This is a genomic window from Longicatena sp. (genome assembly GCF_982403165.1).
In genome coordinates, this window is sequence record NZ_CEVYEL010000004.1 from 13,878 (window position 1) to 29,355 (window position 15,478).

Annotated in this window: 18 protein-coding genes; 17 read left to right on the top strand and 1 reads right to left on the bottom strand. The window is 37.5% G+C overall.

Annotation, left to right across the window (positions count from 1 at the left end; translation table 11 throughout):
* Window positions 1-51 precede the first annotated feature (51 nt).
* Window positions 52-777, bottom strand: coding sequence for an N-acetylmuramoyl-L-alanine amidase (locus AC1VS3_RS01310; protein ID WP_008688353.1), 726 nt, complete (start codon window positions 775-777; stop codon window positions 52-54).
* Window positions 778-977: 200 nt separating this feature from the next.
* Between AC1VS3_RS01310 and AC1VS3_RS01315 the strand changes: the two genes are divergently transcribed.
* From AC1VS3_RS01315 to AC1VS3_RS01395, 17 genes are all read left to right on the top strand, one after another.
* A complete protein-coding gene (locus AC1VS3_RS01315) occupies window positions 978-1,418 on the top strand; it encodes a SpoVA/SpoVAEb family sporulation membrane protein (protein WP_008688354.1) in 441 nt (146 codons plus the stop codon).
* Window positions 1,419-1,420: 2 nt separating this feature from the next.
* Window positions 1,421-2,413, top strand: a complete 993-nt coding sequence (locus AC1VS3_RS01320) for a stage V sporulation protein AD (RefSeq protein WP_481275480.1) — start codon at window positions 1,421-1,423, stop codon at window positions 2,411-2,413.
* A gap of 1 nt (window position 2,414) precedes the next feature.
* On the top strand, window positions 2,415-2,765 hold the full coding sequence (locus AC1VS3_RS01325) for a SpoVA/SpoVAEb family sporulation membrane protein (RefSeq protein ID WP_008688358.1): 351 nt from the start codon (window positions 2,415-2,417) through the stop codon (window positions 2,763-2,765).
* A complete protein-coding gene (locus AC1VS3_RS01330) occupies window positions 2,762-4,126 on the top strand; it encodes a spore germination protein (protein WP_008688361.1) in 1,365 nt (454 codons plus the stop codon). The genes AC1VS3_RS01325 and AC1VS3_RS01330 overlap by 4 nt, the downstream gene beginning before the upstream one ends.
* Before the next feature lie 30 nt (window positions 4,127-4,156).
* Complete coding sequence (locus AC1VS3_RS01335; RefSeq protein WP_017144655.1) at window positions 4,157-4,585, top strand: GNAT family N-acetyltransferase; 429 nt, start codon at window positions 4,157-4,159, stop codon at window positions 4,583-4,585.
* Between the two features lie 335 nt (window positions 4,586-4,920).
* The gene (locus AC1VS3_RS01340; RefSeq protein WP_008688365.1) at window positions 4,921-5,658 is read left to right on the top strand and encodes a segregation and condensation protein A; all 738 of its coding nucleotides are present in this window, start codon (window positions 4,921-4,923) and stop codon (window positions 5,656-5,658) included.
* Window positions 5,651-6,196: an SMC-Scp complex subunit ScpB gene (scpB, locus tag AC1VS3_RS01345; protein WP_008688367.1), complete on the top strand. Its 546-nt coding sequence runs from the start codon at window positions 5,651-5,653 to the stop codon at window positions 6,194-6,196. The genes AC1VS3_RS01340 and scpB overlap by 8 nt, the downstream gene beginning before the upstream one ends.
* Window positions 6,197-6,888: 692 nt before the next feature.
* On the top strand, window positions 6,889-7,014 hold the full coding sequence (locus AC1VS3_RS01350) for a hypothetical protein (RefSeq protein WP_481275481.1): 126 nt from the start codon (window positions 6,889-6,891) through the stop codon (window positions 7,012-7,014).
* Window positions 7,007-7,921 (top strand): D-alanyl-D-alanine carboxypeptidase family protein, encoded by a 915-nt coding sequence (locus AC1VS3_RS01355; RefSeq protein ID WP_404809301.1) that lies wholly within the window; start codon window positions 7,007-7,009, stop codon window positions 7,919-7,921. The genes AC1VS3_RS01350 and AC1VS3_RS01355 overlap by 8 nt, the downstream gene beginning before the upstream one ends.
* Window positions 7,918-8,490, top strand: coding sequence for a spore maturation protein A (locus AC1VS3_RS01360; RefSeq protein ID WP_008978415.1), 573 nt, complete (start codon window positions 7,918-7,920; stop codon window positions 8,488-8,490). The genes AC1VS3_RS01355 and AC1VS3_RS01360 overlap by 4 nt, the downstream gene beginning before the upstream one ends.
* Window positions 8,483-8,995 carry a spore maturation protein gene (locus AC1VS3_RS01365; RefSeq protein ID WP_008688372.1) on the top strand — a complete coding sequence of 171 codons (513 nt, stop codon included), beginning with the start codon at window positions 8,483-8,485 and terminating at the stop codon, window positions 8,993-8,995. Before AC1VS3_RS01360 ends, AC1VS3_RS01365 begins: the two co-directional genes overlap by 8 nt.
* 85 nt (window positions 8,996-9,080) lie before the next feature.
* Complete coding sequence (locus tag AC1VS3_RS01370; RefSeq protein WP_008688374.1) at window positions 9,081-10,208, top strand: DUF2974 domain-containing protein; 1,128 nt, start codon at window positions 9,081-9,083, stop codon at window positions 10,206-10,208.
* Window positions 10,209-10,251: 43 nt separating this feature from the next.
* On the top strand, window positions 10,252-10,989 hold the full coding sequence (locus AC1VS3_RS01375; protein ID WP_008688376.1) for a pseudouridine synthase: 738 nt from the start codon (window positions 10,252-10,254) through the stop codon (window positions 10,987-10,989).
* Between the two features lie 95 nt (window positions 10,990-11,084).
* Complete coding sequence (locus AC1VS3_RS01380) at window positions 11,085-11,861, top strand: 16S rRNA (uracil(1498)-N(3))-methyltransferase (RefSeq protein ID WP_008688379.1); 777 nt, start codon at window positions 11,085-11,087, stop codon at window positions 11,859-11,861.
* On the top strand, window positions 11,812-12,621 hold the full coding sequence (locus AC1VS3_RS01385) for a hypothetical protein (protein ID WP_481275482.1): 810 nt from the start codon (window positions 11,812-11,814) through the stop codon (window positions 12,619-12,621). The genes AC1VS3_RS01380 and AC1VS3_RS01385 overlap by 50 nt, the downstream gene beginning before the upstream one ends.
* Window positions 12,618-13,943, top strand: a complete 1,326-nt coding sequence (gene mtaB / locus AC1VS3_RS01390; protein WP_008688382.1) for a tRNA (N(6)-L-threonylcarbamoyladenosine(37)-C(2))-methylthiotransferase MtaB — start codon at window positions 12,618-12,620, stop codon at window positions 13,941-13,943. Before AC1VS3_RS01385 ends, mtaB begins: the two co-directional genes overlap by 4 nt.
* Window positions 13,921-15,384, top strand: a complete 1,464-nt coding sequence (locus AC1VS3_RS01395) for a UDP-N-acetylmuramoyl-L-alanyl-D-glutamate--2,6-diaminopimelate ligase (RefSeq protein WP_008688384.1) — start codon at window positions 13,921-13,923, stop codon at window positions 15,382-15,384. The genes mtaB and AC1VS3_RS01395 overlap by 23 nt, the downstream gene beginning before the upstream one ends.
* The last annotated feature ends 94 nt before the right edge of the window (window positions 15,385-15,478 follow it).

Sequence of the window (15,478 nt, forward strand, 5' to 3'; positions counted from 1 at the left end):
TTATATGGTGTCATAGTTTTTTTACCGTTTTATAAAAAAATATATAACAAATCAGCTTTTACTAAGAGGCACATTTTTCTGAATGCTGATGGCTAATTGTTGTGCTAACTTTTGTTGCCCATCTTCGCTGCATACATAGGCTGCATCGTTTTGATCAGTAAGAAAACCATATTCAATCAGCATGGCAGGTACTGTATTGTTATCAATGACATACAGGGGAGAAGAAGCTGTTGTTTTAATGCCGCGATCATTAGTATAGGCCAATGAAGTAAGCGATGATTCTAAACGTGAAGCGATTTGTAAGATACGTTCGTTGTTGCCCTTTACATAAATTTCAAAGCCATTTGCTCCATCATTATTTTCACTTGCATTCATATGGATAGATATGTAATAGTCGGCATCTGTTTCTTGGGCAATCGCTACACGTGTAGCTAAATCATCTTTATTGTTGTTAGACCAACTTACTTCATCACTTGTACGTGTATAAACGACATGATAACCATAGGAAGATAATAATGCTCCCGTTTTTAAAGCAATCGCTAAAGTAATATCTTTTTCATAAGTACCATCGTTAGCAATACATCCTGTATCATAACCACCATGGCCACTATCTAATACGATCGTTGTCTTTATATCTTCTTTTGCATGTATCGTTTCTTCATATTGTTCTATTCCCATGATCTCCATAACAAGATGTATATCCCCTAGGGAATATAGTGTTAAACATACTACACCTGTTATTGCCAAGGCAAATAATGAAACAATTCTTTTTTTCATATCATAGCTCCTCCTTATGGTAAATAAGTCTTTGCCCTTTCATTATGATGGTAAAGATTGATTGGAAAATGGTCGTATCGTGAAGATTGACTGAAGTATTCTTGAAATGTTTAGAATGAGAATTCTTCATGGTTTCCGAATGTGCTTTATACATAATGCAAGAAACGTTGTGCATACTAGCGTTATAAAGGAGGATGCATATGAATCAGAAAAAAATAAAAGATACGGCGAAAAAACATGCGCCAAAATCACATTATGTGAAAAACGAAGTGATTGCTTTTCTCAGCGGTGGAGCTTTGGCAATCGCTGCTCAATTCGTTATGATGGCATATCAAACACTATTGGGCGTTGATGAAAAAACAGCTATTTCGATGACCGTAGTAACGGTAATCTTAATTACTGCGATTTTAACTGGTTTGGGTATTTATGATAAATTTGCCCAGGTTTGTGGAGCAGGTTTATTTATTCCTATTTCCGGGTTTGCGAATTCTTTAACTGCTTGTGCTTTAGAAGGAAAAAGTGAAGGACTAATTTATGGTATTGGATCCAATATGTTTAAGCTTGCCGGTTCTGTATTAACATATGGCATTGCCTCAGCCTTTGTATTTGGGATGATTCGTTTTATCTTATTTGGAGGATAATTATGGCAATTATTCAATTTCATGATGTCTATGTGACATCACGCTCTGCCGTAGGTGGCCCTGTTGAGGCAAAAGGTCCATTAGCAGAGCAGTTTGATAAATGTTATGAAGATACCTACTGTGGTGAAGATTGCTTTGAAAAAGCAGAACGTCGTTTATTATATGACGCAAGTGATATTGCTTTACGAAAAGCGCAGCTCCAAGTTTCTGATTTGGATGTGCTGGTAGGTGGCGATTTATTGAATCAGTTAATGAGCTCGCATTATTTTGCGAAAGATCTTCATGTACCTTTTATTGGTATGTATGCAGCATGTGCTACAAGTTCATTGGTCATTGGCACTGCGGCCATGTGGATAGAACATCATATGGCATCTCATGCAATGGCTTTTACCAGCTCACATACAGCTGCAGCAGAACGTCAATTTCGCTTTCCTAATGAATATGGCATACAGAAAAAAGATACGACAACGACAACTGTCTGTGGCGCCGGTGCTATTGTCTTAGGCACAAAGCCATCGAACATCAAAGTCACTGCTTTTGTTCCTGGTAAGATTGTTGATTGGAATCACACCGATGCGAATGATATGGGATTAGCGATGGCTCCAGTTGCTTATGATACGTTGACGACGTATTTAAAAGAGAGTAAGCAAAAGATTACCGATTTTGATCGCATTGTGACCGGTGATTTATCGCAAGTTGGCTTTGCGTTTCTAACGGACTTATTAACGCAGGAACAATATGAAATAGATAATCGGTTATCTGATTGTGGATTGATGATCTACGATAATAGTAAACAGGATGTGTTTTGTGGTGGTAGTGGTTGTGCATGCAGCATGTGTGTATCTATGAGTGATTTGTTAAATCGTTTGGAACAAGGGGAATATCATCGTATCATGGTCTTAGCAACGGGTGCTTTATTATCACCCGTCGCTGTACAACAAAAAGGAACGATTCCCTGTATTGCTCATGGCATCGTTTACGAAAGGAGTGAATGATATGGTTTTTGTCTATGCCTTTTTAGTCTGTGGCGGTATTTCATTAGCAGGACAACTTTTATATGATCATACCAAATTAACGGCCGGACATATCACTTCTTTATTTGTGGCTATCGGAGCAGCTTTGGACACCTTTGGTATTTATGATTGGCTGTTAAAGGTTGCTGGTATGGGGGCAAGTCTTCCTATTACTAGTTTTGGACATAGTTTGATTCATGGGGCATTAGCACAGGCCCAAAAAGAAGGACTGCTCGGTATTTTACTTGGCATGTTTGATTTAACTGCTGCCGGTATCACGAGTGGTATTTTGTTTGCTTTCTTTGTAGCTATTTTGTGCAAACCAAAATCATGAAGGAACAGCTACAAGCACGCCTACAACAGTTAACGATAGAGTTGTCTGATTCCTTTGATGTTGTAAAACGGCATTTGCAGATTGAAGGACATGATGCGATCTTGCTTTTTCTTTCTTCTTTATCGGATAGTCAACTGATTTCCAATCTGGTAGAAGGCTTGACGATAACGGCAACTAACCATGTGGAACTGACCTTTTATCCTGGCTCGGTGGAAAAGGTGAAGGACCCAAAAAAAGCAGTAATTAACATGCTTAGTGGGCAGTGCTTAGTATTATTGGATAGTTCTCAATATTATTTTTGCATTGAAACAAGACATTATCCATCGCGTAGCAATGCAGAACCAAGTGTTGAAAGAAGCGTGCGCGGAGCACATGATGGTTTTGTTGAAAATGTCATTTTGAATGTCGGCCTAATTCGTCGGCGCATCCGTGATCCTCGCCTTAGTGTCATTATGCATAAAGAAGGAGTAAAAACACGCACAGATGTTGCTTATGTGTATATCAAACATCTAGTAGATCCAGATGTGCTCAACGATTTTGAAACACGAATGAAACAATTGAGTGAAACAGAAATTTTAAGTGAGCGTAATTTAGTTGAACAGTTATATGGAAAAACTTTAAATCCATATCCACATGTTCGCTATACAGAACGTCCGGATATCTGTGCTATTCACTTATTGCAAGGATATTTGGTTGCCTTGGTGGATAATGCTCCGACAGCCGTTATTTTACCTACCACCTTTTTTGAACAAACGAAACAAATTGAAGAGTATACACAAACGACTATTGTCGCATCTTTTACACGTATCCTACGCCTGATTGGCATTCTGTTTTCCTTATACTTGTTGCCATTATGGATAGCCCTTGTCATAGATCAAAATCCAACCATGCTGCACTTACCTATGAAAAATGTACACTTATTTACATTTGGTTTTCAAATTATTTTGGCAGATATTGTGGTGGAATGGATACGGCAATCGCTCATCCATACACCGACGATCTTATCGAGCATCATGAGCTTTATCGCTGTTTTTGTATTAGGGGATATGGCAATAGAGCTAGGTGCCTATACCAAAGAAATTCTAATTATGGTGGCGTTGTGTAACATTGGCAATCTGTTAACTCCATCTTATGAGTTATCATTGGCTAATAAAGTATTCCGTATTTTTATTGGCGCATTAGCTTTATTCTTTGGACAAACTGGCTTCTGTTTCGGGGTATTTCTACATATTGTCGTTTTAATGTCTACGAAAACGATTAAATTTCCTTATTTATATCCATTGATACCATTCTCATATAAAGAATGTAGTCGTATCTTATTTGGTTCTCCGATTCGCGTAAATAAAGCGAGAAAAAAATAAATATGATATACTTAATTTGAGGTGAGCATGATGGAAATACGGGAAGTAATGTCAGGGGATGAAACGCCTGTATATGAATTGCTTTGTGAATTAGAAAATAAAGAGTTGAATAAGGCTTTATTTTTGAAAGGATTTGCGATGCAACGCAAGGACAGAAGTATGAAGGCATGGGTCTTAACAAATGATGAAGAAATTATTGGTTATGTATCTTTGCGGATACTCTATCATTTACATCATTGTGCCAACATCGCTATGATAGAAGAACTCATCGTCAAAAAAGATAAACAACGGCAGGGGTATGGCAGTACATTGTTTGCACAGGCGCTTGCGTTCGCAAAACAGCAGTCTTGTATACAGTTAGAACTTTCTAGCAAACAATCTCGCAAGTATGCTCATCATTTTTATAAGCAACAGGGGATGGATTGCGATCATCTTAAATTCAGTGTTAATATCAGGTGAAGAAATGATGCGATATACATGAAAATGGCTGAAATCGTTAAGTGATTTCAGCTTTTTAATCGCTATTACAAATTTTTATGTAAGGTGTAATGTGTAGGATGAAATGCTATTTTGATATATTTCCATAACCCAATTAAGACAGAAAGGGTTGCTTATCCATGATCTTATTGCTTAATTGCTAAGGATAATGGCGTTAAAAAAGAATATATTTTCATATTCATATGAAAAGTGATTTTTCACTTGCCATTCGACATAATGCCGGTAATCTAAAGCATATAAAAATATTTCTACTCATTCCGCTTTTTTTTTGATATAATTAAGCGCGAGGTGATTTCATGGCATTTACGATCATGATCGATCAGTTTGAAGGTCCTTTGGACTTAATGCTGCATCTGATCAAAGATAATAAATTGGATTTGTTTGATTTGGATATGAATATCTTAACAGATCAATATCTGCAATATTTAAATGCGATGGAATCCATGCATCTAGAAGTTGCCAGCGAGTATTTAGCTGAGTTAGCAGGACTTTTGGAGTATAAGAGTAAGAAACTATTGCCAAGGGAAAAAGTAGTGATTGAGGAAGAATATGAAGAGGATCAACGCGAAAAGCTAGTAAAACGTCTATTGGAATATCAGCGTTACAAAGAGGTAAGTGCTCAGTTTGAACAGAAATATGAAGAACGTCAGTTGATGATGAGCAAGCCGATAAGTGAAGAAACCAATAAATGGGTACATACGGTTACGGAAGCAGAAATTGATGGTAATCCTTATGATTTGATTAAGGCTATGAATCGTGTTTTAAGACGTATGGCATTATCACATCCTTTGGAAACCAGAATGACGGTGAAAGAGTTATCGCTGGATGAACGCGTCGTCCAAATTAAGAAACGGCTCCGTGATTTTGTTGGTAAAATGAGCTTTGAAGATTTATGTAGTGATTGTGACAGTTTGCATATGGTTATTGTGACCTTTTTATCAGTTTTGGATTTAATTAAACATAAAGAAATCACATTTACACTTGATGCGCAAGATGTAATTTGGATTATCAAAGGAGAAGTTGTATATGCATGAGCATTTGAAACCAATATTGGAAGGATTGTTGTTTCTGAGTGGAGATGAAGGCATAACGATGGAACAACTCTTAGATTGTCTAGAAGAAGTCAGTAAGGAAGAATTAGAAGAAACATTAGACACGATGATGAAAGCATATCTTGAGAACACACATGGTATAGAATTGGTACGCTTTGGTGGTGTATATAAATTTGTTTCAAAAGAGTCTATTCATCCATATGCGCAACGGCTATTTTCATCTACGAAAATGTCCACTTTATCTAGCGCAGCGTTAGAAACCTTGGCAATCGTGGCCTATAAGCAACCGATTACACGTGTTGAAATTGAAGAAATTCGTGGTGTCAATTGTGATATGATGGTACGTAAGTTGTTGGCGCGTAATCTGATTAAAGAATGTGGCCGAACAGATGCACCAGGTAGACCATTTCTCTATGAGGTAACAGAAGAATTTATGGATACCTTTAAGTTAGAAAGTTTAAAAGAATTGCCGGATCTTCCGGAATTCAAAGAAGAAAGAGATGAGGAATTGTTTGAATAATTTCTCTTTTTTACTGATTTTACCAATAAGCTTCCTATTTTGCCAGAAGGATTTACAGATAAAACACCTAAGTATATAGTAAAGATGTACCAAGAAAGGTATGAAAAAAAGCTTATCACAGGAAGGGTTCATGAAACTGATGAGAGATATGTCGCACATAATAAAAAAACGATCATATACAAGATCAGCGCGTAGTGGCATCCTGTAAGAGCCAAGGGAAGCCGGTAAACGACAAAACTGATGATACTTAGAACTATGGATAAGGACATATGCGAAATAAGGAAGTCAGGAGATAAGGTAGTCGCAGATAACACAGGCTGTTGAAAATAAAGCTGAATGAGTGAGTAAAGAATGAGAAAATGGAAAACGCAAAAGGCTTTGTAAGTAAACAAACAAAGTACCTTGGAGTGTCATATCAAAGGAAATCGAAGAGAAACGATGGGATATGGCATAATAGAGAAAGGAGGAGCATGCGTGGCTCCTCTTTTCATGTGGTGATTAAGAAGGGTAAGATGAATGATTTTATACATTTATGCTGTCGATTTATAATTATCATCTAAAAAAGTTAAGTTTATATTTGTGGATTAGGTATGTTGACAGCATTCTTTATAGGGTAGTTATAGCGATGATTTTTATGACTATACGACGTTTTTTCGTTTTATGTTTAGCGAATTCTATTATCTAAGAAGAGCATGAAAAGCATCTGGTTAACATATACTTCAACAGGTGATGAGAATGAAAAAACTGCTCTGCTTTTTCTTGTGCCTGATAATCAACTTAGAAACTGTGCATGGGCAATCTTATTGTGTGATGAGTGATGCAGATAATACAGTCATAGAGGAAAAGGATATGCACAAGGTGCAAAGTGTTGCTAGCATATCGAAGGTGATGACAGCGATACTTGCATTAGAAAAAGGTGATTTAAATGCAACATGGAAAACCGGGAAGGAATTAAAACAGGCATATGGTTCCATGATTTATTTAAAGGAAGGACAACAGGTATCGCTGCGCTCGTTATTATATGGATTAATGCTTAGGAGTGGTAATGATGCAGCCTTAGAAATCGCTTTGCATATTGGTAAGACACAAAAAAAATTTGTCCAGATGATGAATGAAAAGGCAAAAGAAATCGGTATGCTAGATACACATTTCGCAAATCCCAGTGGTTTAGATGAAGAAGATGGTGGCAATTTGTCCAGTGCATATGACATGGCATTGCTGATGTCTTATGCTATGAAAAACCCTGCCTTTCGTGAAATAAGCGGAACCAAGTATTATACGAGTGAATGGAACTATCGCTGGCGCAATAAAAATAAACTCTTATTTGAATATCCTTTTGCTATCGCCGGGAAAACAGGATTTACGAAGAAAGCTGGAAGGACTTTGATCAGCGCAGCGAAGCATGAAAATGTTGAAAATGTCATCGTTACGCTTGGTATGGGAGATGACTTTACTTTTCATGAGCAAAAGCACACCAAAGCTTTCGATGAGATTAAGGTAATTCCTATCCTGGCCAAAGGAAAATATGTCATAGATCATAAACAAATCTGCATACCTGAGGATATCGCTGTTACCATTACTCAAAAGGAACAAGCAAAGCTTATGGTAAGCTCGCATTTTGAAGATAAAGAATTCATTATAGAAATACGTAATGGGAACAATCAGCAAGTCTATAATTTTCCCTATAAAAAAGTAAGGGATAAGAAGGGTGGGCTTTTCTCATGAATGTCATATGGTTGTTGATTATCTGCATCACTGTTCTTTATTGCCTTTGCAATGGACGGGTGGATGTAATTAATGCGGTGTTTGTCAGCGTTGGAAAAGAAACATTTGATTTTGTTGTACCATTGTTATGTGTGACAGCATTTTGGAATGGTATGTTATATATTGCCAGAGATGCTAAAATTTTAGCGGCTTTAGAAAAATTGGCACATCCGATTTTAAAACGCTTATTTCCTGATTTAAAGAATGATGCCGAAACATTGGGATATGTTGCCAGCAATGTAATCGTGAATATGGTAGGCTTAGGTTCAGCAGCTACACCAATGGGTTTAAAAGCGATGCAAGGTATGCAACAACATAACCCCCATAAAGAAGAAGCCAGCCGTTCGATGGTAACGTTTCTGGTTTTAAATACAGCGGGCGTTACTTTATTAAGTACGACCATTATTGCCATGCGTTCCTCTTTCCATTCTTTAGATGTTACGGGATTTATGCCGTTCGCCATTCTTTCAACTTGCTTTGCCTCATTTGTAGGGCTATGCGTGGATAGGTGGTGGAATTATCGTGATTAACACTTCTTATATTCTTCCATTACTAGTTCTTTTCATCTGTGTAATCGCTTTGTTGCGTCGTGTAAATGCGTATCATTCATTTATTGAAGGTGTAAAAGATGGTATTTTTTTGTTTAGTGATATTTATCCTGCATTATTAGCAATGATGTGTGCTATTACTTTATTGCGAGAAAGTGGCTTAATGGAAGTTATTTGTAATGGGATTGCTACCTATATTGAAGGAATTCCTAAAGAGATATGGCCGATGGTCTTTTTTCGCCCGATTTCTGGTAATGCCTCTTTAGCAGTGCTTGTCGATATTTTTAAAACTTGTGGAGTTGATTCTTTACAAGGAATCATGGCGAGTATTATCCAAGGTTCTACAGATACAACATTTTATGTCATCACTTTATACTTTTCCAGTGTCGGCATTAAAAAAACAAAGAATGCATTGCCCATTGGGCTGCTTGCGGATGTTGCCGGCATTGCGATGGCGATTTTTTTAACAGTATGGTTTTTTGGCTGAGACGGCGTGAAACGCTGTCTTTTCAAAGTGACAGATAACAAAATCTTTGTTAAAATACATAGGAAGGCGGTTAGGAAGTGAGCATATGGAGAAAGATTCGATTTTCACATATTTGACATGGCGTAAAGATCTGACGATGAGGCAAGATGCTTTTCGTAATTTAGACGCATTAGCTTTTTGTTGTTTATCGTATGTTCGCTTTGATGCGTTGTTAAATGAGACAAGCGCTCCACTGTCTTTACGGCAGGTAAATGAGGCCTATCAAAAATTACACATTGACTTACAACAAGCAAGGGTAGAAAATGATAAACGTATATTATCTGAGATGGCAGAAAGCAGACGATATGGAGAGGTTAAAATCTTTCGCTATGTATCACGCTTTGATGAACAGCAACAAAAACAATTTTGTGCGATGAGCTTTTTATTGGAAACAGGAGATATATGTATTGCTTTTCGTGGTACAGACAGCACATTGGTGGGCTGGAAAGAAGATTTTAATATGAGTTTTTTACCTGTGATACCTTCACAGCACGATGCTTTGGAATACGTGGAGCAGATTAGCGAGCATTATAAGGGACGCTTATATATCTGCGGACATTCAAAAGGAGGCAATCTTGCTGTTTATGCCAGTGCCTTTGCTAATGAAGCACTGCAAGATCGTATTGCAGGGGTATACAATATGGATGGTCCTGGATTTGATAAGACAATCATAAAGCAGGCGTCTTTTCAACGCATTTTACCACGCATTTATACATATGTCCCACAATCGAGCGTTGTCGGTATGCTTTTACAGCATGAAGAAGCTTATCACGTCATACAAAGCAATCAATTGTCACTTTGGCAGCATGATCCATATTCTTGGCAATTAGAAGGTGCAGATTTCATTTATCTGCAATCTATAACGGCCTCCAGTGAACTCTTTGACCATGCTTTAAAACAGTGGCTGTCGCACATGGAAGATAGCCAGCGAGCATTGGCAGTGGATGCGATATATGATGTTTTATCACGAACCAATGCGAATACGATAAAAGATTTGTCTATTACCAACATAAAAAATATGCTGGTGATTTTAAAAGGTTTTAGTGAATTAGATGAGGATACCAGAAAGGTTCTTCAGGAAATGTTGATCAGCTTTTTTTCCAGTATGGTAAAAGTTATGGGAGATAATCTGCTGCGTATTAAACAAAATGAAAATAAAGCTTTGCAAAAATAAGGTTATCATGTAAAATAACTAGGAAGAAACGGACGGTGGTAGCATGGAACGCTTGCAGAAAGTAATTGCACAAGCTGGCATAGCCTCAAGAAGAAAAGCGGAAGAGATGATTGCACAGGGTAGAGTGTGTGTAAATGGGGATATTATCACAGAAATGGGATACAAAGTAAAACGCGGTGATGTAGTAGAAGTGGATGGAAATCCAATTGAAAAGGAAAATAAAGTTTATTTTTTAATGAACAAACCAAAAAAAACAATGTGCACCAGCAATGATGAGTTTGATCGTACGACCGTTATTGACTTGATTCCATGTAAAGAACGTATTTTTACGGTAGGGCGTCTGGATTATGATACAAGTGGTGTTTTACTTTTAACCAATGATGGAGAATTCGCTAATGAAATCATTCATCCACGCTATCATATACCAAAGGTGTATAATCTGACAATTAACGGTATTTTGACACCGGAAGAAATGATCCAGATCAAAAAAGGTATTGTTTTAGATGATGGGAAAAAGACATTACCGGCGAAGCTTAAGCTGACAGAAAAGGATGTTGCCAAAAATCAATGTAGTTTTGATTTGACGATATATGAAGGAAGAAATCGCCAGATCAAACGAATGATGGAAGCATTGGGCTATGAGGTACGTCGTTTACACCGAAAAGAATTGGCCTTTTTAAAGTGCAGCGATTTGCGCCAAGGAGAGTATCGTATATTAAAACCTTTCGAGGTGGCGCAGTTGCGCTCACTTGCCACGAAAGGAAAGATGAAGAGTCGATAAGCAGTGGATTCCACTGTTTTTTCATGAGCTTGAGTGAATAGGAATTGTAAGATTTAAAAAAATATTGTATTATTTATTAGTTATGAGGTGAAGTTATGCAGCAATACTTTTTACATAAACCGTTACAGGTACACGATCTTGTAGAGATGGAACCCGAACAAGCGCATCATATACAACATGTCATGCGCATGAAACCAGATGAAATTATTCGCTTAGCTGATGGAAAGGGGCATATGTATTATGCCCATGTGGTATTTCGTGATCATAAGGTTTTTGCATGTGTGGATGAAGAAATGGAAGATCACACCCGTACGCCTGTTGATATGATACTGGCACAAGGGCTGATTAAAAAAGAAAAATGGGATTTCTTATTACAAAAGAGTGCAGAATTAGGTGTACAGCGAATTATTCCTTTTACAAGCAGTCGGACCGTTGTGAAAACCAAAGATGAAAAAGTGGATAAAAAACGATTGCGTTGGAATAAAATCTTGCAAGAGGCTTGCGAACAATGCAAACGTTCAACACTTGTTGCGCTAGATTCACCAAAAAGTTTTGCTGAATTGATAAAAGCAAGTGAAGATGCCGATGTAAAGCTGATCGCCTATGAGCGTGCAGATGTAAAAAGTGCGCATGTCAAAGAAGTGCTGCAAAAATATCCGGCACCCCACAAGGTATTTATCGTGGTAGGATGCGAAGGCGGATTCAGTGAAGATGAAGTTATTCAATTAGAAGAAGTTGGCTTTCATAGGGTATCTTTAGGTGCACGTATCCTGCGTGCGGAAACTGCCGCATTAAGTTTACTTGCCTGCATATCCTTCTTTTATGAAATGGCAGGTGATCATCATGAAAACACTGGAACAACTGGTAAATAAGAAATTTGATAAGAAACTGCTTGATTTTAAATCATATAAAAAGAAACTCGATAAAATGCGTGCTTTGGTGAAGGAATACAATATCCCATGTGTCTTGAAAAGTGACAGTGATTGTTTTTATGTGGAAATGTTATATCACTCCTTGCTGAACAAACGTAAATTTGAAGATGTCTTTTTTGATACGTATGTTCAAATGTTTGACTATTGGTATGATTTGACTTATATAGAACGAAAACAACAAATGAATTTGGAAATAGCAAAACAAAAAGAAGCATTAGAATATTTCACATATGAGGATAAAGAAATCTATATGCCGTGTTTCTCACCACGTTTTAATCATCTTTATACAGATGAAATTGTCTTGTTGGATTTGAAACAATATCATACGTTTATCCGTAATTGTGCAAACGAAGTAGTTCCACATATGTATGGTTATGAAAGCTATGCACACGGTTTTAGTAGCTGCGAGGTGTGTGCAACCGAAGGGCTCATGGATTATGTTTTATATCATCCATTGACAAAACGATTTTATGTGTATCGACAAGATGTTTGTGTATCTACCTTTTCATTAGATCCAAAGCAGAAAGAATGTCCTGCAGCTATGCGTTTTGAAATTGCGAAAGCACTATTAAAAAAAGATGAGGATGCATTATTCATGTTTTTGCTGGAATATCCAATCGTAAATGAACGATTTAAGAAAAAATTAAAAAAGTACCAGCATAAACGATTAAAGAAAAAAACGAAGGAGAAAGAATCATGACAACATTTGCGATTGCTACACTTGGCTGTAAGGTGAATACCTATGAGTCACAGGGATATGAGAGTGCTTTGCTGGCAAAGGGCTATCAACAAGTATCATTTAAGGAAAAAGCAGATGTCTATATCATTAATACATGTGCAGTGACAAACACGGCAGGTAGTAAGTCTCGTCAGAAAATACATCAAGCAAAAGCATTGAATCAAAATGCTTTGATTGCTGTTGTCGGCTGTTATGTACAGACCGCTAAAGAACAGTTAGAACAACAAGAACATGTTGATATTTTAATCGGTAGTGATGGCAAAAGAACATTAGCTGATCGTATTGAAAAAGCCTTGCAAGGAGAAAAACAGGTCAATGAAATACATGATGTTCGTGCTTTGCGCGTGTTTGAAGCTTTGCCGATTCAACATTTTGAACATCAGACGCGCGCTTTTTTAAAAATCCAAGATGGTTGCAACCAATTTTGCAGTTATTGTATCATTCCTTATGCCCGTGGGGCAGAACGTTCTTTACCAGAGGATGAAGTTATTAAGATTGCACAAGATTTATGTGCCAGCGGTCATCAGGAAATTGTTTTAAGCGGTATTCATACGGGTCGATATGGAAGAGACATAAATACGAATCTGACGCAGCTAATGAAACGGATGTGTAAAGAAGTAAAGGGATTGCGGCGTATTCGTATTTCCAGTATTGAAATGAATGAAATCAGTGATGAATTATTGACATTTATGCAAAAGGAACCCAAAATCGCGCGCCATTTGCATATCCCGATACAGTCTGCCAATAATGAAGTATTGAAGAACATGCATCGTCCTTACGATGTAGAATGGTTTAAAGAACGTGTGAAGTATATCCGCTCTCTTATGCCTGATATTAGTATTTCCAGCGATGTCATTGTAGGATTTCCTCAGGAAAGTGAAGAACAATTTGTTGATACAATGGAAAATATCAAACAGATGGAATTAAGCTTTTTGCATATCTTTCCTTATTCTCGTCGTGATCATACAGTGGCAGCAACAATGAGCGGGCATTTAGAAAATAAAATAAAGAAAGAACGTGCGGCAAGACTTGCGCAATGTTCAAAAGCGTTATATACTGCTTATAAACAGAAATTTGTAGGAAAAGAAGTGTCTGTATTATTTGAAAAAGAAAAAGATGGCATGCTCTTTGGACATACCAGTGAATATTTAGAGGTATATTGTTCAATGGATGTAAAAGCGCTGCATCAGATGAAACAGGTTGTCATCACTTCTTATATAGACGATAAGCTTATCGCCTGCGACGTCAAGGAGGTACCTCATGAAACTGTCTCTGCTATTTGAAAATGCACCGGATATTGAAATCGGCGGCTTATGTACGGATTCACGGAAAATTCAGCCTATGGATATGTATTTTTGCATGGATGGTATGACTTTTGATGGTCATCAATTTGTTGAAGAAGTTGTCGAGAAAGGTGCAGTATGCATCGTTCATGCGAAAGACATTGAAACCATGCACAAAGGAGTAGCCTATATAAAAGTCGAAAATGTAAATCGTACTTTAAATATGGTGGCTAGCAAATTTTATGGACACCCAAGTCATCAATTAACGGTATTTGGAGTGACCGGTACCAATGGAAAGAGTACGATTACTAGCATCATTAAAGATGTCTACTCACATTTTAAACCTTGTGGTTATATTGGAACGATTTCCATCAGTTATGGCGATGTCACGATGCCGCCCAGTCTAACTACACCAGATCCGATTTTAATACATCATTCCATGAAGGATATGGTTGATTATGGCATGCAGGCAGTTGCGCTGGAAGTCAGTTCACATGGTTTAGAGATGGGGCGCGTACAAAGTGTTGATTTCGATGTAGCCGTATTTACGAATCTGACATACGATCATTTGGATTTCCATGGAACACTTGAAAACTATTTTGAAGCTAAGCACAAATTGTTTTTACAATTAAAGAGTGACGGTGTGGCCGTTATAAATGTAGATGATCCTTTTGCTAAACGAATGGTGGCTGGCTGTAAAGCACATATCGTATCTTATGGTGTGACGGCTGATGCCGATTATCGTGGTGATAATATCCATATTGGCACGAATGGATCAACCTTTGATTTGATTCATCATGAAGAAACCTATACAATTACGACCAATTTAGTCGCTATGTATAATATCTATAATCTGCTAGGAGCAATCGCGGCAATGTGTGAAAGCGGCGTTGCATTAAAAGAAATTGTTCCTTATTTATCTGAATTAACACAGGTAGATGGCCGTATGGAACGCATTGATGAGGGTCAGGCTTTCAATGTGATTGTAGATTTTGCTCATACGCCTGATGGAATGGAAAAGGTTTTTGAATTTGCCAATAGCATTACGCCGGATGGGAATGCAATTATCGCAGTATTTGGCTCCGCCGGTAAACGTGATACGAAAAAACGTAAGGTGTTTGGAGAAATCGCTGATCGCTATTGCGATAGCATTATTCTAACGGAAGATGATCCACGAGATGAAAACCCAAGGGATATTGCAAATGAAATCAAAGGTGGTATCAAGGATACCAATAACATTTTTATCGAGGATCGTTATTCGGCTATTCGCCAGGCGATTGAAAGCGCAAATGTCAACGATACAGTACTTATCCTTGGAAAAGGGGATGAGGTTTTTATGTATCGTGAATTTGGACGAGAACCTTGGATTGGCGATCATATCGCTGCACGCCATGTGATTCGCAAACATTGTCTGGGATTAGAGGATGAACTAGAGAAGTGATGACATTTGTCTAAAAACAGCAGAATTTCGCAAGAGGAATCTATACATAAGACGGTATTTTCACATATTTTATGGGTAAATGCTAGAAAAATGT